Source organism: Pseudobutyrivibrio sp. MD2005 (assembly GCF_000621865.1).
In the GTDB taxonomy this organism is placed as follows: domain Bacteria; phylum Bacillota; class Clostridia; order Lachnospirales; family Lachnospiraceae; genus Pseudobutyrivibrio.
In genome coordinates, this window is the sequence record NZ_JHXE01000016.1 from 85,069 (window position 1) to 105,695 (window position 20,627).

Here is a 20,627-nt window from a genome sequence, read left to right on the forward strand (position 1 = left end):
GCAAAAATGTATAGTCCTTTAATTTCGATAATCATACCTGTATACAATAATGAGAAATATATAGCTAATGCTATCAAAAGCATAGAGTCACAGTCGTTTGAAGAGTGGGAAATGATTATTGTAGATGATGGATCTACGGATAATACCCCAAAAATAGTTGATAACATTGCGGCTACTGATGGGAGAATTGTAGTTTTGCACCAGGATAATCAATGGATATATGCAAGTATGAATAACGGCATAAAAAATGCAAAAGGTAGATATATCTATATATTGAATTCTGATGATCAGATGGTAGAAGGTGGACTTGAATTATTAGCAAAAAAAATAATAGATTGTAACTACCCAGATGTAATATGGACAGATGTAATAGTAACGGTATTGGATGAAAAAGAACAAATAAAAAAGCAGACCTTGATATCAAGCAAAGGGGTTGAGGAAAGAGTTTGCAATAGTAGGAGTGAAGTGATTTCATCTTGGGAATACATTTATAGAAATAGGTTAATGCTTAATCAGGCAAACTTATATAAAAAATCTTTATTTAAAGATGAGCTATTTAGAAATGATGTTTATGGCGCAGATAAGCTTTTTAATACGAAATTATATAATAGAATTGAATCGTGTGTAGTTTTGCAAGAGCCGGTTTATGTATTTTATGATTATAGATTTCTTAAAGGCAATGCATCTTTAAAATATTATGGATATGAAAATAGAATGTATGACGAATTCTTTATAGAAGATTTGAAACTGATAAAAGCATTGGGGATAGACAATAATCGTAATTTAAAGATAATCGCAAAAGAGAGATTAAATAATTTTAATTCGATTGAAATTTATAGATTACTTTCTCTAGATATTTCCGTTGAGGAAAAGTTGAAAAAGTTATTTACTGATTATATGAGCAAAACTCTTATGGAAGCAGCAAATGCATCTGATAAAGAATTTTTAGAACGAATAGTATTAAGAAATGCAAAAAAGATTATTTACGATACTAATATAAAAGAGAATTCGGATTATTATTTTGTAAAAAAATTAATAGAAATTCTATCTGAAAGTTATATAGATGAGGAATTATTTGCATTATTTAAAAATTGTGTTTCGAATAAGAATAACAGGTTTGGAATAGGTGAAAGTTATATAAATAGAATGCAAAAACGTTTGCAATATAACAATATTATTCCAAAAAAGAATGCGAAAAAAGTATTATGGCTCTCTAATGTAGTGTTAACTGAAGTTGCGGACATACTATTGATTAGGCAGACGGAATATGGTGGTTGGATTAGTGGGTTATTTAACGAATTAAGAAAAGATACTGAGTATAGATTTGCAGTCTGTGTACCAATTCAAAAAAGAGAAAATTGTAAAGATGGAACAGTAGATAATTATAGATATTATTCTTTTTTAGAAGGTGGTAAAGAGCTTATTCAACAAATGGTTAGTAGGTTCGAAGAAATCATAGATAATTATCAACCTAACATAATTCATATCTGGGGAACAGAGTACACCCACACCTACGCCATGATACTAGCCTGCGAAAATAAAGGGCTTTTGGATAAAACAGTTATACATATTCAAGGATTAGTTTCACTATGCGGTGAGCCTATGCTTGATGGAATTACTAGTGAAATGAGACAGGATAATAAGCTTATGAAAAGTATAACTGATTACCAAATGAACTTTGGAGAATCAGCAACTTACGAAAAAAGAGCCCTTAAAAAGGCAAGGCATATCATTGGACGAACACAATGGGACAAAAAGTGGGGTGAAAAATTAGCTCCAAATGCACAATACCATGAATGTAAGGAAATAATGAGAAATGAGGTATATACAGCTCATGGATTGTGGAAAGCAGACAAATGTACAGCTCATACTATATTTATGAGTCAGGCATCATATCCATTAAAAGGTTTACATCTGGTGCTGAAAGTATTTGTAGATTTGAAGGGAAGATTTCCTGATTTATTAGTGCGGATTGCAGGTGTTAACCCAGTTGATGCTAATAAAGAATATGGGGAATATATATCTGAGCAGATTAAATGCTTACAATTGGAGGAAAACATAGAATTCATTGGGAATTGTGATGTGAACAGAATGATTGAGGAATATAAAAAAGCAAATGTCTTTTTGTTAGCATCAACACTCGAAAATTCATCCAATTCGCTGCAAGAGGCAATGATTATAGGAACTCCAATTGTTGCAAGTAATGTTGGCGGTACACCATCGCTAATCGAACATGGAAAAACAGGTTTTTTATATGATTTAGACAAACCAGAGGGTGCACTATCACAAATAGCAAAGATTTTTGATGATATGACAATAGCAAAATATGTTTCATCGAATGAAATCATAAAGGCTGGGTTAACATCAAAAAAAGAGATTAAAAATAGTATTGTGAAAATATATTACGAAATGTAAAAAGGAGTGTGGAATGTATATCAGTAATGAAATCGATTGGATTAGCTTTTTAAAGGGAAAAAATGTCTATATCTGGGGATTTTGTGAGAAAGGAAAGCAGCTATCTCAAAAATTTAATTTCGAGTCAATAAATGTAAGAGGGTTTATTGATAATAACACAGATAAGCATGGTCAACATGAATTATGGAATGTTATCTCGTTTGAAAGTTATTTAAGAATTACAGCTAAAGAAGAAAGCATGATTGTAATTTGTAGTAATAAAGAAAGAGATATAAAAATGCAATGTTTACAGGCTGGGATAACAAATTTTATATCGGTTAATCAAGTCGATTTTGGTGGTGGGGAAAGTCATTATGATGAACAGTATTTTGAATGGCAAAAACCTATGGGAAAATTTGGCGCAAAAGTTAGTTATAGAAGATTTAAACCATATGTAAAAAGTAGTGAGACGCTTGTTGAATTTGGTTGTGCGGGTGGATATCTTCTAGAAGAATTTGCAAATGAAAATAAGGTTGGAATAGAAATAAATGATTTCGCAAGAGAATATTGTCGTAAAAATGGAATAAAGACTGTTAAGCATACAAAAGAATTAAGTGATAATTATGCTGATGTTATTATTTCAACACATGTTCTTGAGCATGTAGAAAGACCTTTAGATGAGTTGAGACAATTGTTTAGGGTGTTAAAAAAAGGTGGGAAAATTGTATTTTATGTACCAAATGAATCATGCGATGTCGATTATAAAAGAAGTGATATAGATAATCATTTGTATACGTGGAATTGTTTGACATTAGGAAATCTTTTTAAAGCAGCCGGTTTTTTTGTATATTCTGTGAAGAATATACAAGAGGTTTGGCCTAATGAATGGGAGGTTATTGAGAAAGATTTAGGAGTTGAGGCCTTTGATGAACTATCAGTTATTAAAGGAACAGCTTCAAATATAAATAATTGTTTGATTGTTGCGTATAAATAGTTATCCGAAAGGATAGTAGTGATGGAATAAAAAACTACAAGGGACTTAATCGACACAAGTATAAGAATACTTCTAACGGTAAAAAATGCATGGGACATTATATGTCAATTAGAAAATTTTGAATTCACAAAAAAATATCATTTCGAGCGAAAATGAGATTTGGGAAGATGATACAGAGAGTAAAAGAATTGTAAAAGCTAATTCTTTCCGTTTTATAAATCTGGTAAGAAGTATCTAAAAGCGATTGTGTCGAATACTTAATGGTAAATAACTGATAACACTGATTATATAGGTGCGAAAATGTGCATATTTGGCTAGATTAAATATTATCTTCATAAGGAGAAATGTATGGCAGATTTCAAACTTCATACCCCCGTTGTATTTATTATTTTCAATAGACCAGATTGTGTCAAAGATAGTTTTGAGAGTATTAGAGCAGCCAAACCTAAAAAATTATATATAGTAGCAGATGGACCTAGATTTGACCATCCAGATGACAAAAAATTATGTAAAGAGTGTAGAGATATAGTTAGTAATATTGATTGGGATTGTCAGGTAAAAAGGATTTATTCTGATGTAAATATGGGGTGTGGAAGACGTCCTGCAACTGGTATTACAGAAGTATTAAAAAAAGAGGAATATGCAATAATAATTGAGGATGATTGTGTGCCATCTCCTGATTTTTATAGATTCTGTCAGGAAATGCTGTTTAAATATAAAAACGATGATAGAATCTTTTCAATATCAGGGATGAATTTTGGATTAAGTGACAAATCTGCAGATTATTTTTTTACATATATTAATTGTACTTGGGGATGGGCAACATGGAAACGTGTATGGGATAAATATGATTATGAAATGTCAAAGTACCCAGAAATAGTTAAAACCGATTATTTATATAGTTTATTTAATGATAGACTAGTAGCGAACTTTTGGTATAAATGGTTTGATGAATGTTACTCTCAAAGTATGACGTCTTCGTGGGATCATCAGTTTTTGTTTGCATCATTTTTGGAAAAGGGGTTGCATTTATATCCAAACAAAAATTTGGTGCAGTATATGGGGTTCAACGAGGATGCAACACATTGTAATGCAGTTGATTCGAATAGTAGGCTAGCTACAACAACTAATAAAATAGAAAAATTGAATTTTCCTCTCGTACATCCTATAGCTGTGCAAAGAAATGAATCATTAGAGAAAATAAGAGTAGAGGATATTTTTTTTGCTAGTAATAATGTCAACCAATTTCAAACATTTATTAATAATAATATAAATGCCATTAAAGCATCAAAGAGAATAATTCTATATGGAGCCGGTAATTGGGGAAGACAGTTTTCACTGGAACTACTGGAACGTGGAGTAAGTAAATTTGAGTTTTTTGTATCAAAAAGACAAATTCGAGAAACTGTTTTAGGGAAAACTATATTTGAATTAAATCATTATGAAGTAAAAAAAGGAGATATGTTTATCCTGTCTGTAGCAGAAGCACATCGTGAGGGGATGAAAAAAAATTTAAAGGAAAAAGGGATTGATGATTATGTTGTGCTTAAGAGTGATTCAGAGATAATAAAGAATCGTTATGAGTCTCAGCCGTTAGATACAAAAAAAATATTATTAATAACAACTGTTGCTTATTCAGGGCATGCAAAAAATATAATAAAAAAGATACTTGAAATTCGGCTCGATATTAGTGTCGGATGGTTTGAAAGCAATTTGACAGATGAAAGTATGGCACATGTTGAAAAAATATCTCAAGACAATAGAGAAAAATATTATGAATATTTTTATGGGGCAAAATATATTATAACCGATACAGGGTGTAAGATATTAAGAGAAGGACAAATTAAAATACAAATTAAGCACTGGTCGAGTGTTACTTTAAAGATGTTTGGATATGACGAATTAAAATATCGTGGAGAACAAGATATTGATAAGTACGGGGTGCATGGCTGGGATAATATTGATTACTTGTTAGTAGGTAGCGAATTTGATGAAAAAACATGTCGAAGTGGGTTTAAGTATACTGGTCCAGCAATTCATGTTGGCTCGCCTAGATCAGATATATTATTTGATAATGAATATGATTACTCTGAAGTGATAAAAAATTATTCATTGGAGAATAATAAAAAATATGTTTTATATGCTCCAACATTTAGAATAAAAGAGCCAGGTTCGATTGATGGAATATTTGAAAATGAATTGGATTTTTCAGTACTTAAAGCTGCTCTAGATAAAAAGTTCGGTGGAGATTGGAATATATTGCTACGTTTGCATCCATTTGTAGCTAAACAAAGCAAACTGATTCCTAAACCAGATTATGTTATTGATGTAAGTGATTATTATGATGCAGAAGAGCTTGTAGGCATATCAGATGCATTGATTACAGATTATTCAAGTATTATGTTTGAACCAGCATATGTGAAAAAACCAGTGTTTCTATTTGCACCAGATAAAGAGAAGTATTTGACGGAAGAGCGTGGTTTTTATATCAACTACAATGAGTTACCATTCCCTGTCGCAGAAACAAATGACACACTTTCAGAAAATATAGGGAAATTTGATTCACAGAAATACACGGCAGATTTGAATGATTTTTTGAATAAATATGGTGTTCATGAAGATGGTAAAGCATCTGAACGTGCAGCAAGATTTATTATTTCTTTAATTGATAGGAAGGGAAACTAAATGACGAATCCTCAAGTATCTATTATAGTACCTGTATATAATGCAAAAAAATATATTGATAGGTGTATTGGCTGTGTTTTGTCGCAGAGTTTTTCAGATTGGGAGCTAATAATAGTAGATGATGGATCGACGGATGAATCTAATGAAATAATAAATAATTATTCTAATAAGGATGAGAGAATAAATTTAATTCAACAATCGAATCAAGGTGCAATGGCTGCTAGGAAGAAGGGCGTTGAACATGCAAATGGGCATTTTATTGCTTTTATCGATTCTGATGATGAAATTTCTCCTAATTATTTATCTTCATTAGTTGAAATGATTGGTGATACTGATTGTGTTGCGTCAAATGCAACATGGATTAAGAGAAATGGAGATAAGTTAAACTTAAAAGGAGATATTACGGCTGGCATATATTCTGGTGAGAAGCAGATGCAATACGTTATTTCAAATATGCTAGTATTCAATAATCAAACGTATCACTATGGCATACTTCCTTATCTCTGGAGCAAATTATTTAGGGCTGATTTAGCAAAAGAAATATTTGAAGAGGTTAGTTTAAATATCGAATTTGGAGATGATCAAGACTTTGTATGGAGATATATTCTCAGAAGTGAATCTATCTCAGTTACGGATGCTTCTTATTATATTTATTATCAAAATGAGGAATCGATTACAAATAAGAAAAATGAATTTTATATTAGAGACTTAGGTCAACTGTATGGCTCTCTTTATGCTTTGTTTAGCAATCACAAATATGCTTCCGTATTATTAATGCAATTAGAAATGTATATTATGTCACGTATGTCTTGGGTTCCATTGATGATGCCTTGGAGCAATCCGGATATTTTAGAAGAATGGGGAATATCATTATTTTCAGAAATACCTGGAAACAAGGTTGTAATATATGGTGCTGGGAAGATAGGAAAAAGCTTATATAAACAATTCAAATTCAATCCATATTATCGTGTTGTTGCATGGCTAGATAGGGATTTTAAGAAATATGAGCAAAATGAAGTTGTTCAGAATCCGGAGAACATAGTAGATATGGAATTTGATTGTGTCATAGTTGGAGTTGGAGAGGGCTATAAGAACGAGGTAATTGATTGGTTGTATAGTATAGGTATTCCCCATAATAAAGTAGTATGGAAAAAATGGACAAAAAAAATGATACTACCATATTAATAAATTTGTTCTTAATGGATATACAATATGAATACAAAAATATTAGCTACATACTTACCACAATTTCATAAAGTACCAGAGAATGATGCCTGGTGGGGCAATGATTTTACAGATTGGATAGCTGTAAAAAATGCAGAACAGCTTGTTGTAGAGCAGTATCAACCCAGAGTACCGCTTGATGAAAATTACTATGACCTTTTAGATAAGAGAGTATTTGAATGGCAATCAAATCTTTTGCATAAGTACCAAATTGATGGTTTGGTTTTTTATCATTATTATTTTGCAAATCACAAAAAGATATTAGAAAAGCCAGCAGAGAATCTTTTGAGATGGAAGGAGATTAATATACCTTTTTGTTTTTCATGGGCAAATGAGTCGTGGGTTAGATCATGGAGTAATCTAAATATCCCGAGTAATAGATGGAATCCTAAACATGATTACGCACATGAAGAAAATGGTAAAGAAATTCTATTGCTACAGGAATATGGAAATAAAAAAGACTGGAAAAAACATTTTGATTATTTATTGCCATTTTTTAAGGATGATCGATATATAAAAGTTGACAATAAGCCTGTATTTTTAATTTGGAGACCAGAAATAATTAATGTGTTAGAACAAATAGTTGATTATTGGCAAAAACTTGCAGTAGATAGCGGTTTTGAAGGCATGTATTTTATTGCTACCAATGCAACTAAAGCTTGTTGTGACGCAAGTTATTTTAATGCTCCAAATTATCTAATGAGATATATAAAGCCTATTCAAAAAGATGATGGCATTAGAAATTATCTATATGATAATTTTTTTAACCTCAACATAGATTTATCAAAGCAGTGTGAAGGTAAAAATTATCTAGGAGTTTTTCCTGATTATGATGATTCTCCTCGTAGGGGACCAGAGGGAATGTTTGTCTCTGGATGCAATCCTGAAAAATTTAAGGAATTTTTTAAATCATCATTGAAATATTCATTAGAGGTTCAGAATGAGTTCCTATTTGTAAATGCATGGAATGAATGGGGCGAAAGTATGTATCTTGAACCTGATGAGCGATATGGATATAAATATTTGCAGGCAATTCTAGATACGAGAAAAGAAGTAGAAAAAGAAGATATTATATCTGTGGCTGAAGAAAAAGTATTAGAGACTACTGTAAATTGTTGTGAAGAACCATCACAGTTGGAGAGATATAAGTATTTTTGGTATACTTATGATAGATGGTTAAATTATCTAGAACAGGGCTTATCTATAAATAATTTTATTGATTATTATGGCTATAAGCGAATTGCAATTTATGGAATAGGTATGTTTGCCCGCCATATAATAAGGGAGTTGCCTAATAATACTGTTATATATGGAATAGATAAGAAAGCTAAAAATAACTTTGATTCAATTAAATCAATAGGATTTCCAATAATGAGCCCAGATGATGATTTGCCTGATGTTGATGCAGTTTTAGTAACAGTTGGATATGATTTTGAATCTATATATAATGGGTTGAAAGAAAATTTAGACCTCGAGGTTAATATTCATTCAATAGAGGAAGTGTTTGATACATTAGATATTATTTTGTTAAAAGGTAGATGTGAATGAAGCTTTTGATTTTTGGAACAGGGCTTTTTTATGAGAACAGAAAAGTTCAGTTAAAAGAAATATATAGCGATTTGGAAATCATTGGTTTTGTAGATAATAATACATATTCATCTGTAAAAGATGGATTAGATGTTTATCATCCTAATAATATAAGCGAGCTTGAATTTGATTTTATTATATTAATGAGTAAATCAGCCGATGATATGAAAAAGCAGTTGATTTCAATTGGTATTGAAAAGAAAAAAATCAAAACATGGGACGATGTACTAGATGATAGAAATGGTGTAGAAGTACGTTTATATGGTGCAAATAGCTTCGGCGCGGGTCACAGGAATATGTTGGTTATTTCGCCATTCCTGGGCTATTCTGGAGTGCCTATAGTTTCTGTTTATATTGCTGAAGTAATGGAAGAACAAGGTATTAACGTAACTATTGTGTCTACAGGTGGCGATTATCATTTTATACAAGAAATGGTAAAACAAGGGCACAATGTTGTTATCTATCCTAAACTAAATCGAGGATTTGATACAGAAATTTATTGGCTTTCCCAATTCGATTATATTTTTGTAAATTCTTTTGTCATGCTTGAGGCAATTGAGTATATATCAAAATATCGTCATGTTTTTTGGTGGCTCCACGAAGCATCCTATTACGTGAAACGTACTTTATCTGAAAATCCATATAGTGCCAGCAAAATAAATTTGAAAAATACATCTATATTTGCGGTTAGTAATATCGCTAAGGAAAATCTTAATGGTGTAATTGAAACTGAAAGAATCGGGTTGCTGCCATATGGCATACCTGATAAGGACATTGAGGAATCAAGGTTCGATGAAAAACGAAAAATCGTATTTGCGATAATAGGAACTATTGAGGAACGCAAAGCACAAGACATATTTATAAATGCTGCGCTAACAATTGATAGTGGTGCTGCAGAATTTTGGATTATTGGTGCAACAACAGATAATGTGCTTGAAAGCGAAATATCGCAAATGGCGAACGTATATGAGAATATTAAAATTCTTGGGGAATTATCTAGAAAGAAGATGGAAGAGGCATATGAGCATATTGATGTTTTAGTGTGTCCATCCAGAGAGGATCCATTTCCTGTTACTGTTACAGAAGCATTAATGTATGGTAAGCCAGTAATTGTTTCTGAAAAAGTAGGGCAAGCAGATTATCTGCAGGATGGAATTAATGGATTCATTTGCCAAAGTGGAAGCGTCGAATCTTTATCGGAAAAAATGAAGCAAGTGATTTCTAATAAAGGTCTATTAAAATACATAGGGCAAAGTGCAAGGAAACTTTATGAAGAACAGTTTACCTTAAAGCACTTTGCTCATAATTTACAAGACATTATTTTGCAGAAGAAATAATATTAATCGAGCCAGTTGTTAAAAAATCAAAAATGTTAAAATATGGATATTTGCCACTGGCAGTTCCTAAAAATAGTTCCCAAAATGGTAGTTTACCAAGTTTATTATCTTCTACAAGATTGATATAACAATGATTAGGATCGTTAGAAGGGAATGAAGTGAAACACTTCTTGTTTACAGGGGGTGTTTTGAAAATTCACTTGCAATAACTGGATCAGACTCATACATTACGTATATTAAATTATTCCAGTTGATGCGTAATTTTCTTCGTCCCCAACATGCTTTAGCATCAGCAAAATCTGTATAGTGATTAAAATGAAGCATAACGTCATCACAGCAAGCAACTGGGTAATTTGTCTTCAAAGTAGGCTCGTATTGTACAGGATCTAGAGTTATGTCTTGACTCATATAGTGTTTAAGATTGTTAATTATTTTTATGTAATCTAGTGGATCTTCGAACATATTTATAAATGGAGAAGCAAATTTCAATCCAAGTGCATTATAAGCGATGCCACCCCAACAATTAGAGCAAATGATGGATGGGGTACTAGCCTTTAGCTGTAAAAATTTTTGGGTGTAATATCCTATTAGTTTTAAAACTTTAACAGGAATGATTATTTATTTCCGAAAAAACCATTGACAAGGCATCTTCAATGATTGAAGAGACATAATTATAAGACATGATAATTATTACATCATAATCGTAATGATTTAGATTGCTTGATAAAATACAAGGATAATCGCTAAAACGTTTATACGATAAATTACGTGAAGTAATCGCACAAATTTTAAATTGACCTAATGTTTCATAGTGTTTTACCAAGTTAATATTATTAAAAGCACTTTTCCAGAGCCCCAAAGCAAACATCTAAGCAGTATTTATTCCTCCCAACTAAGAGTGAAAATTCATATATTTATTTTACAATATTCATAATCTATTTCGATTAAAAGGAGCCAAGAAAATGGAGAGAGCATACATAAGAAGTATAATAGCTGAGTTTTCAAATAAGATTGACAGATATAAGGAAGAAAAAATTTTTGAAGGAAAAAAAATCGCATTATTTGAATTAAATATGTTTTCTAGTGCAGTAAGAACACTTATGGCAAATAAGGGGATCTGGATCTCATATTATGTTTTTAAAGATTCATATGTAGCAATGGAGCAAAGTAGATATGTAAAATCTTTTGCTGCAAGATATTTAAATAATTTGGATTCTGCTATAAAGCCGATATTACTTGAAGAAGCTCGTCAAGTGGAGGAAATAGTGCTAATTACTGCTCATAAAATAAATATTGAAGATGTTAATTGCCTTCAAAAATATGGATTTAATGAGGGAAGAAATTGGTTAAACTTATATGATGAAAATGATGAGTTTAATGATTATGTAAAAAATAAAGAGCAAATTTGTCTTAACGATTTACATAGGTTAGAAAAGAATATGCTTAAAGAATTTGATATTTTTTGTAGTAAAAACAATCTCCGATACTGGGTTTGCGGGGGCACGTTGCTTGGTACAATAAGACATAAGGGGTTTATTCCTTGGGATGATGATATAGATGTTTTTATGCCATATGAAGATTACAAAGAATTCGTAAGATTATTCAAAAGTGAAAAATATGAAATTTGCTCTCTTGAAAAAAAAGAATATGAAGGAAAATATGTTGATTCATGGGGCAAGCTTCTCGGAAATCAAATTATAATGAAGGAGGACGCTGGACCATACTATAAGTATCACACAGAGTGGATTGATATTTTTTGTTTGGTAGGGATGCCAGAAGATGAAGTTGATAGGAAACGATTCTTTGGAAGAGCAACAGAATTGAAAAAATTACAAAATGAATATTTTTACTCTTCAAATGGGTCTATAAAGGCTTGTAATAAAGTATATGAAAAATATGTCGAAATGTTTTCTGAGTATCCATTTGAAACAGCTAAATATGTTGGTGCACTAGGCAGTGAGTATAAAGAGAGAGACTGCACAACAAAGGAGGCTTATGCAGAAACTATCCGTATGCCATTTGAGGATATCGAAGTAAATGTTCCAGTAGGCTACAAAGAATATCTGGATAATCTATATGGTCCTGACTGGATGGAATTGCCTCCTCCCGAAAAAAGGGCATCTCATCACAATTTAGAAGCATATTGGATGTGACTAGATTATGGGTTAGTCTATGACAATAACATCGAAAGGGCATTAGCATAGAATATCTGGAAGTTAACAATTTGCTATTAAAACAGTTGGAAGGTTTCTATGAAATTTTTACGATAAAGTAAATAGGGAGTACATGTTATTAGTGTGTATCGATTGAGGGATTTATAACAGCCAAAGAAAGGTGTCTGTATGTTATCGAGGATGATAAAATAGTTTCTTTCTTGTGTTTGTATGATGTTTTTAACAACTATATTAAAATTATCTATAGAGGTTATTGGGATTTATAAAAAATGCCGTGTTTATGCAGCTTGTGGCGTTTTGAAAACGACTAAGTAATTATATAATACGAAGGAGGATAATGACTAAAATGAGAATATGGGAAATGGTATTTCCAAATGATCGCGAAATAATAATATGGGGGGCAGGTCTTAATGGTAAAAAGTGGTATAAATTTTTGCAAGGAAAACGTAAGATTAAATATTTTATTGATGTAAATCCGTCAATTTCAGAATTGCATTTTGAGAATATAACTGTTGATGTTAAATTACCAAGTGATGTATTAGTAGAAAATGAGATCATATTAATTTCACCTAAAAAAGATGTAGACATCATATATGAACAAGCAAGAAATATTGGTGCTAAATTTATAATTATAGGCGAAGTATATTCACATATACCAAAAAACTTTTCAATAAATAGGGAAGATTTGCCAAGCGTTCCATTTGGACATTATTATTCGCTTTATGCGGATATAAATGATGTTAAAGAGAAATATGAGCAAAATATAGATATGGAGATTAGTGATAATAAGTATATTGATGGTATAGATATAAATGAAGAAAATCAAATTGAACTGTTAAATAAAATGAATTCTCTGTTTGAATCTAGACCTAAATGGGAAGTGAATGAGAATGCATACAGATACAAATGTGGAAACACATCAATAGGCCTTTCAGATACATTTCTAATAAATTTTATGCTTAGGATATATAGACCTAAAAAGTATATTGAAGTTGGAAGTGGTTATTCTTCGGCAGCTGCATTAGACACGAATGAATACTATTTAGATGGTAAGACACAAATGGAGTTTATTGAACCATATCCGGATCTTTTATACGCCTTGCTCAAAGAAGCCGATAAGGAAAAAGTGATAATTCATCCACAAAAGCTGCAAGATATATCGCTGAAGGTTTTTAAGAATTTACATAATGGAGATATATTATTTATAGATTCTACACATGTATCTAAAAGCGGTTCTGATGTAAATTATCTCTTTTTTCATATCCTACCTTGTTTAGAATCAGGAGTATTAGTGCATTTGCATGATATTTTTTACCCATGGGATTATCCAAAAGAATGGATTAATAAAAATGGATGGAATGAAATGTATCTATTAAGAGCATTTCTACAATATAACTCTGAATGGGATATTATATTTTATAATCATTATATGGCAGAAGAACACAAAGATTTATATCACCCAGAATGGCGAAAGCAAAGTGATTTGGGCGGTGGGAGTTTTTGGATGAGGAAAAAGTAATATGAATATTTACTTGTTATAAAAGGGATTATAATGAACATATTATGGTTGTGTAATGTAGTTTTGCCAGAGTTAGCAGAAGAATTATTATTTAAAAAGCAGTATTTTGGTGGGTGGCTTACTGAGGCATGTGATGAACTAAAATTAAGAAGTGATTGGGATCTGGCAATGTGTGTGTTGGTTCGTATCCACCTTGTTTTAAAGCTGGTGTTTTAGTTTATTATTGATATTATTCAATTTTGACTATGTCAAAATAATCAGTAACATAAGGTATAGATTAAATTAAACGATTTAAGTGCATATTTAGATGGTTTTAACCTGATTGCTACTGCATTTTTGTTATTGGAACGTGAAATATAAATTGCAGTGGAGGAATTTGAAAAACGTAATGCAAAATAGATTAGTCTATCATGGGAGTGCTGTAATTGTTCAGTTTCCTGAAATAAGAATACATAAATACAATAAAGATTTTTACTATGGATTTTACTGCACTGACATTAAGGAGCAGGCAGTAAGGTGGGCAACTAGGCATGGTGGCACTGGTATTATAAATGTATATAAATACACGCCAAGTGATAGTTTAAAAACTAAAGTATTTGATGAAATGACAGAGGAGTGGCTCGACTTTATTGTGGATTGTCGCCTGGGAAAACCTCATGATTATGATATAGTTGAAGGTCCAATGGCTGATGACACAATCTTTAACTACGTGCAAAACTATGTTGATGGTAAAATTTCAAGAGAAGCATTTTGGGCATTAGCAAAATTTAAGCACCCAACTCATCAAATAAGTTTTCACACAGCAAAAGCATTATCAGCAATAGAGTATGTTGAAAGTATCGAGGTAACAGATGAACGGTAGCGATTTATTTTACACATGCAGCTTAATAGAATTTATTGGAAGAAAGACAAAAAACACTCGTGCTGCGGTGGTTTCCTATCTTGGAAAGGATAATATTTCTAGAATATACAGATATGCCGACGTATTTCATTCAGACATAATTGAAAAAGTTGCAGATGAATTTATAGAAAAATGTCATATTGCAACAGGAGAGTTCGATAATGTAGGAAAATGTAAGTACACGGTTCCAGATTATTGGGATATTGGAGAAGTTTTTGAGCGCCTTATTGAGGACACATATGACGGTCAATCAGACCTGATTGATTTTATAATTGAGATTTACAATTCATGGTTAACAGAAGCTATTTCAAATTTTAACAGTGACCTATACTATCAACCAAGAGACTACATTAGGGAATGTTACAAAGAAGGTAGGATTTGTGCTTAAATATTTCGTTATAGCCCGTGTACCCAAGCTTGACATTGCACATTTAAAGAAAGTATCATGTATATACAGATATACATGATATTTTTTATTTAGTGAGGATACGTATATGGAACAAGTATATATAAAAGCATGGGGAAATAGCAGTGCTATAAGGTTGCCAAAGAGTGTGCTCAATGAATTAGGATTAACAAATTCTGACGCGTTAGATTTGGAAATCGATGGAGATAAAATTATTTTAAAAAAAGCCTTTAAGCATAAGTCATTCAAAGAAAGAATGGAAGAATATGACGGTCAGATTTCAATCTATAATTTTGATTGGGGCAAGCCAACAGGAAGGGAAATGTTCTAATGAATGATTTGAACCAAGGAGACATTATTAAGATTAATGGCTTTAAAAATCTATTTGTTGCTGTCAGTAGCAACGAATTTATTAGGGCAACTAAAATGGCACATCTCTGCCCCATTATAGATGGCGTACCAGCAGGACCATTGCACATTCAAATAATCGCCACAAAAGGAATGCTTGGAACAGTTATCTGTGAGCAAATAAAGCTTATGGATATTAATGACAGAGGGTTTACGAAACGAGATAGACTACATTATCCTGACACTATGAACATTGCAGATGCAGTGCAGGGTATGTTTGAGTATGATTAATAGGAGTCTGAAGCTATAGATTTACAAATTAATGAAGACAGAATAATGTTGCAAAATGTTTTTAAGCACAAAACATTTAAATGAAGTTAAGTTTTTACTTTTCTAAACTTGATATTATAACGGTTGACCGATAAACTGATTACATATCAACGAAAAGCTAGCTGTGAAAGTAAACACGAGGTGTAAAATAATTTAAAGATTTTTATCTGTAAATTATAAATGAAGAACAAAAAAACAATTGGAGACAATAATGTTAAAGAAAAATATACCATTAGGAATACAGAGTTTTGAAAAAATCAGAACAGATGGGTATTTATATATTGATAAAACAGAATATGTATATAAATTAGTTCACTCAGGTATACCTTATTTTTTAAGTAGACCACGTAGATTCGGAAAGAGTTTGTTAGTTTCAACACTAATGGCTTATTGGCAAGGCAAGAAAGAATTATTCAGTGGTTTGGCAATAGAGTCTCTTGAAGCAAATAATGAAGATGCCTGGCAAGAATACCCAGTTTTCTATTTTGATTTCAATAAGGATTCATATGCCAGAGAGAATGCATTAGAAGATGTATTAAATGAGCATCTTATCAAATGGGAGCAGCAGTATGGTCTCGACAAAGGTACAGCATCTCTTCCAGAGCGTTTTAGACATATAATAGAACAAGCGGTTAACAGCACCGGCAAAAATGTAGTTGTTCTTGTGGACGAATACGACAAACCATTACTTGATGTTATCGATGATAATGAAAAAGAAGAACATAACAAGGAATTATTCAAAGGCTTTTTTAGCACTTTAAAAAGCTACGATAGCTACATAAAGTTCGTGTTCTTTACTGGTGTAACAAAGTTTAGTAAGGTTAGTATTTTTAGCGATCTTAATCAACTTACAGATATTTCAATTAACAAAGAATTTGCTGCGATATGCGGTATAACCGATGAGGAAATAGATAAATATCTTGATCAGAATATTGAGCATGTATCTAGTGAATTAGGATTATCTCCTGCAGAATGTAGAACAAAATTAAAGGCTATGTATGATGGATATCATTTCCATTATGATTCTCCTGATATTTATAATCCATATAGTTTATTATGTGCTATTAACAATATGGAATTTGAACCATATTGGTTTAGTACTGGAACACCTACATTCCTTATAGATAAAATTCGTGCTGAGGATTTCAATGTAAAACTAATTACAGAAGGAAAACTCTATGCGGAGAGATATGCTTTGATGGAGTATAAGGCTGATGATGTTAATTTGATTCCATTATTGTATCAAACAGGATATTTAACAATAAAAGGATACGATAAAGAGATTAACGCTCTTAAGTTAGATTACCCAAATGATGAAGTAAAATATAGTTTTCTGAAAAGCTTAGCTCCAATGTTCATGAAGAATAGTGAGGGAATATCACCTCTTGAAATTAGAGCCTTTTTAAATGATTTAAATAACAATGATTTGGAAAGTATTAGACATAGATTTGAAGCGCTATTCGAAAGTCTACCATATCCTACAGATAAGGACATTAGATTAGTAGAGCAGAATTTCCAAAACGTAATCTATATCGTATTTGCGTTATTAGGACAGTTTGTAAAAGCTGAAGCACACAGTGCAAATGGTCGTGCCGACTGTATTGTCCAGACTGGTTCTAACATATATGTGTTTGAGTTCAAATTAGATAAATCTGCTAAAGATGCTATAAATCAAGTGGAGAGAAACAGATATCTTGTTCCATTTGCAGCAGATCAAAGAGAAAAAACAATAATTGGAGTGAAATTTTCATCAGAGATTAGAAACATTAGTGAGTGGGAAATAAAAAGAGCTTAAAAGGGGGATAAAATGATACTAAAAAACAACCCCATTTGCCCTAGAATACGAGAGGAGAATGAATGACTTATGGCAGAAGTTAGATTAATAAATAATCTTAAAGGGATTCTTTATTATTTAGATACTCCTTTAATGGATTTCGAAATTAAAGACCGTGAGTTAATCAAATCTGTTGACCTGAGCCAGGGCAAATTATATCCATGGGAGCTAGCGAAGCTTGGTGTTTCCTATGGTAGCTTCGTAAAGTTTTTCCAGCGCAGAACAATGAGGGAAAACTGCATGTTTTACCGTGAGCATTTGAGGGCTCTTGGTATGGATAAAATGGATTTTGACCTCTACATTAAAAAGAATAATGGAAACAATCATTTAGATAATTACTGGGTGAAATTCGAAGATTTCGGTGCCCAATGCTTTTCCCAACTTCAGTAAATCTGTGATTCTAGTGAGCTTTATCGTTGAAAAGCTTACTAGAATCATTAAATTCAAAACAAATTTCGCAACATTCTGTGAAAACTAGAGTATTTTTCCATAAGAATAGATAAAATAGAATTGTAGTACTAGATGAACTAAGTGGAGAAAGCCATGGCGAAAATATCGATCATAGTACCAATCTACAACGTGAAGGCGTACTTGCCACAGTGTCTGGACAGCATATTAGCCCAGACTTTTTCTGATGTAGAAATAATCTGTGTAGATGATGGTTCTAACGATGGCAGTGAGAATATCGTGGATGAGTATGCGGCTAAGGATAAACGCATGGTAGTCATTCACAAGTCAAACGCTGGCTATGGCGCAGCTATGAACACGGGACTTGATGTGGCAACTGGAGAATATATTGGCATAGTAGAAAGCGATGATTGTATCACTCCAGAAATGTACGAGCGCCTTTATAATCAGGCGAAATCAAACGACCTTGATTTTATAAAATCCGAAGCGTATTTTTGGTTTGAAATCCTGGATTTCAAAAAGCGTATACACGTAGAGTCGCTAGACCAATATTTTAACAAGGTTCTAGATGAGCGTTATCGAAATATTTTTTTCGATTTCTTCATGAATATTTGGACAGGCATCTACAAAAAGGATTTCCTAAGTACCAATCATATTCGCTTTAATGAGTCGCCAGGAGCATCATATCAGGATAATGGTTTCTGGATGCAGACTTGCATGTATGCTAAAAAAGCGATGTGGCTTAACGAAGCATTCTATTTATATCGACAGGACAATCCAGAGGCATCTATAAAAAGCACAGGTAAAATATATGCCATGGAAAATGAATATTCATGGTTAGAGGAGTTGCTAAAGAGAAGAGAACACTACCATCTTTTACCATACTGTTACTATTACAGACTATTCAGGGATAGAGGCGTGTTCCTAAGAATAGATGACGAACTGAAATCAGATTATGTCAATCATCTCGAGGAGGAATACGCAAAATATGGTGCTGCCATTAAAATGAACGGCTTTCTCGATAAGTGGATGCGAGATATTACAGCTGACGATAAGACACTACTAAAAAACATTATTGATAAAAAATCATTTGTAGTTAACAAGCTAAATGAGGCACATTCAATTATAATATATGGTGCAGGGAATAGAGGTGTCATAGCTCTGCGCAACTTAGTAAACCTTAATCAAATCAGTAAGTTAAAATGCTTTGCTATAACAGATGACTCTGAAAAACGAATCCTTGCGAACCGAGAGGTTTTAAAGATAGACGACGCAATTAAAAAGTATCCAGATAGCTTGATTATTGTGGCAACGGTTCGAGGCACAAATGCATACAAGGCTATGTGTATAAAATTACTTGATTTAGAGGTTACAAATTATTTAGATGGCACATTATTTGAGGAGTATTTTTATTTGGCTTAATCATAAGACTATGGGGGTAGTTTATGAATATTGCAATGCTCATCGCTGGTGGCAAAGGGGTACGAACTAACCAGGATATTCCAAAACAATTTCTAAATATCAACGACAAGCCTATTATCGTATATACGTTGCAGGCTTTTCAGAAGCATCCAGAAATAGATGCTATTCTCGTAGTATGTATAGATGGCTGGCAAGACATGCTATGGGCTTACGCAAATCAGTTCAACATTTCAAAATTAAAATGGATTGTTCCTGGCGGAAATAATGGTCAGGAATCAATTCATAATGGGATCATGGCTCTCGCCAAAGAATGTAGCGATGATGACATGGTTTTAATTCACGACGCAATCCGTCCAAACGTTTCACAGGAGATTATTTCAAATTGCATAGCCCAGTGTAACCTGACAGGTTCGGCAATCACCGTGATACCTTGCGCAGAGGCAATGCTTCTTCGGGGTGAAGATAAGAATTCTTCCAAGGAGGTTATTCCAAGGGAAGATTTGGCTAGAACCCAGACGCCACAGGCTTTCAAGTTAAGCAAGTTAAAATGGGCTCATGAAGAAGCTGCCAAGAAGGGTATAACAAATTCTGTAGCCACATGTACGCTTATGGTTGAGCTCGGAGAACAAGTTAGTTTTTGCCCTGGCTCAGAGAAAAATATAAAAATAACGACTGCCGAGGATTTGGAGATATTTAAAGCTCTTCTTATGGCTAAGAAAGCAGACTGGATTAAATAGCCTGCAAATAAAAAGTCAAGGCTAAATTAAAGAACAATGAAATTTTTATACAGGTTGAAAAGAAGGTATCAAAATAAGACCACCACAACCAGTGCTGGTCTGAATAGTTTTATTGATTGAGATTAATTCGATTCTGGAAGAGTGGCTAAGTATTCTTTCACTCGTCCATAGTAGATTCTTAGAAACTTGTTTGCACCGGCTGTCATATAGACATAGTAAGGCTTGCCTTGTGCCCGTTTCTTATCTAAGAACTGATAAACAGGATCGTCCTGTGGCATGGTTTTGATGAGTACATCCATTACCTGAAAGAGGGTTTTTCGTAAATTG

Annotated in this window: 18 protein-coding genes and 1 pseudogene; 17 read left to right on the top strand and 2 right to left on the bottom strand. The window is 32.5% G+C overall.

Annotation, left to right across the window (positions count from 1 at the left end; genetic code table 11):
- The first annotated feature begins 6 nt into the window (after positions 1-6).
- The 6 genes from T498_RS0107490 to T498_RS0107515 all read left to right on the top strand — a co-directional run bounded on the left by T498_RS0107490 (position 7) and on the right by T498_RS0107515 (position 10,221).
- Positions 7-2,415: a glycosyltransferase gene (locus tag T498_RS0107490; RefSeq protein WP_028235372.1), complete on the top strand. Its 2,409-nt coding sequence runs from the start codon at positions 7-9 to the stop codon at positions 2,413-2,415.
- A 13-nt stretch (positions 2,416-2,428) separates the two neighbouring features.
- Positions 2,429-3,388: a class I SAM-dependent methyltransferase gene (locus tag T498_RS0107495; protein WP_028235373.1), complete on the top strand. Its 960-nt coding sequence runs from the start codon at positions 2,429-2,431 to the stop codon at positions 3,386-3,388.
- A gap of 348 nt (positions 3,389-3,736) precedes the next feature.
- On the top strand, positions 3,737-6,073 hold the full coding sequence (locus tag T498_RS16200; RefSeq protein WP_051524664.1) for a CDP-glycerol glycerophosphotransferase family protein: 2,337 nt from the start codon (positions 3,737-3,739) through the stop codon (positions 6,071-6,073).
- Entirely contained in the window at positions 6,074-7,258 is a 1,185-nt protein-coding gene (locus tag T498_RS0107505) for a glycosyltransferase (protein ID WP_028235374.1), read from the top strand.
- 27 nt (positions 7,259-7,285) lie between these two features.
- Positions 7,286-8,845 carry a glycosyltransferase WbsX family protein gene (locus T498_RS15260; RefSeq protein ID WP_051524665.1) on the top strand — a complete coding sequence of 520 codons (1,560 nt, stop codon included), beginning with the start codon at positions 7,286-7,288 and terminating at the stop codon, positions 8,843-8,845.
- Positions 8,842-10,221 carry a glycosyltransferase family 4 protein gene (locus T498_RS0107515; protein WP_028235375.1) on the top strand — a complete coding sequence of 460 codons (1,380 nt, stop codon included), beginning with the start codon at positions 8,842-8,844 and terminating at the stop codon, positions 10,219-10,221. The genes T498_RS15260 and T498_RS0107515 overlap by 4 nt, the downstream gene beginning before the upstream one ends.
- Positions 10,222-10,395: 174 nt before the next feature.
- Here T498_RS0107515 and T498_RS15265 read toward each other — a convergent pair whose 3' ends face one another.
- Positions 10,396-10,839 (bottom strand): DUF1919 domain-containing protein, encoded by a 444-nt coding sequence (locus tag T498_RS15265; protein ID WP_081779717.1) that lies wholly within the window; start codon positions 10,837-10,839, stop codon positions 10,396-10,398.
- Positions 10,840-11,183: 344 nt separating this feature from the next.
- Here T498_RS15265 and T498_RS0107525 point away from each other — a divergent pair, with 344 nt between their 5' ends.
- The 11 genes from T498_RS0107525 to T498_RS0107575 all read left to right on the top strand — a co-directional run bounded on the left by T498_RS0107525 (position 11,184) and on the right by T498_RS0107575 (position 20,300).
- A complete protein-coding gene (locus tag T498_RS0107525) occupies positions 11,184-12,374 on the top strand; it encodes a LicD family protein (protein ID WP_028235377.1) in 1,191 nt (396 codons plus the stop codon).
- A gap of 358 nt (positions 12,375-12,732) precedes the next feature.
- A complete protein-coding gene (locus T498_RS15270) occupies positions 12,733-13,914 on the top strand; it encodes a class I SAM-dependent methyltransferase (RefSeq protein ID WP_051524666.1) in 1,182 nt (393 codons plus the stop codon).
- Positions 13,915-13,947: 33 nt separating this feature from the next.
- Positions 13,948-14,130, top strand: a complete 183-nt coding sequence (locus T498_RS0107535) for a hypothetical protein (protein WP_028235378.1) — start codon at positions 13,948-13,950, stop codon at positions 14,128-14,130.
- Positions 14,131-14,302: 172 nt separating this feature from the next.
- Entirely contained in the window at positions 14,303-14,776 is a 474-nt protein-coding gene (locus tag T498_RS0107540) for a DUF3990 domain-containing protein (protein WP_028235379.1), read from the top strand.
- Positions 14,766-15,203 carry a hypothetical protein gene (locus tag T498_RS0107545; RefSeq protein WP_028235380.1) on the top strand — a complete coding sequence of 146 codons (438 nt, stop codon included), beginning with the start codon at positions 14,766-14,768 and terminating at the stop codon, positions 15,201-15,203. The genes T498_RS0107540 and T498_RS0107545 overlap by 11 nt, the downstream gene beginning before the upstream one ends.
- A 106-nt stretch (positions 15,204-15,309) precedes the next feature.
- Positions 15,310-15,552 (top strand): AbrB/MazE/SpoVT family DNA-binding domain-containing protein, encoded by a 243-nt coding sequence (locus tag T498_RS0107550; protein WP_036978101.1) that lies wholly within the window; start codon positions 15,310-15,312, stop codon positions 15,550-15,552.
- On the top strand, positions 15,552-15,860 hold the full coding sequence (locus tag T498_RS0107555; RefSeq protein ID WP_028235382.1) for a hypothetical protein: 309 nt from the start codon (positions 15,552-15,554) through the stop codon (positions 15,858-15,860). The genes T498_RS0107550 and T498_RS0107555 overlap by 1 nt, the downstream gene beginning before the upstream one ends.
- A gap of 250 nt (positions 15,861-16,110) precedes the next feature.
- Positions 16,111-17,694, top strand: a complete 1,584-nt coding sequence (locus T498_RS0107560; protein ID WP_036978102.1) for an ATP-binding protein — start codon at positions 16,111-16,113, stop codon at positions 17,692-17,694.
- A gap of 69 nt (positions 17,695-17,763) precedes the next feature.
- Positions 17,764-18,123, top strand: a complete 360-nt coding sequence (locus tag T498_RS0107565) for a hypothetical protein (RefSeq protein ID WP_028235384.1) — start codon at positions 17,764-17,766, stop codon at positions 18,121-18,123.
- A 153-nt stretch (positions 18,124-18,276) separates the two neighbouring features.
- Positions 18,277-19,563, top strand: a complete 1,287-nt coding sequence (locus T498_RS0107570; protein ID WP_028235385.1) for a glycosyltransferase — start codon at positions 18,277-18,279, stop codon at positions 19,561-19,563.
- Positions 19,564-19,586: 23 nt separating this feature from the next.
- A complete protein-coding gene (locus T498_RS0107575) occupies positions 19,587-20,300 on the top strand; it encodes an IspD/TarI family cytidylyltransferase (RefSeq protein WP_028235386.1) in 714 nt (237 codons plus the stop codon).
- A gap of 122 nt (positions 20,301-20,422) precedes the next feature.
- Here the strand turns inward: T498_RS0107575 and T498_RS16540 are convergent.
- Positions 20,423-20,627: pseudogene (locus T498_RS16540) on the bottom strand (IS110 family transposase); the annotation flags it as partial.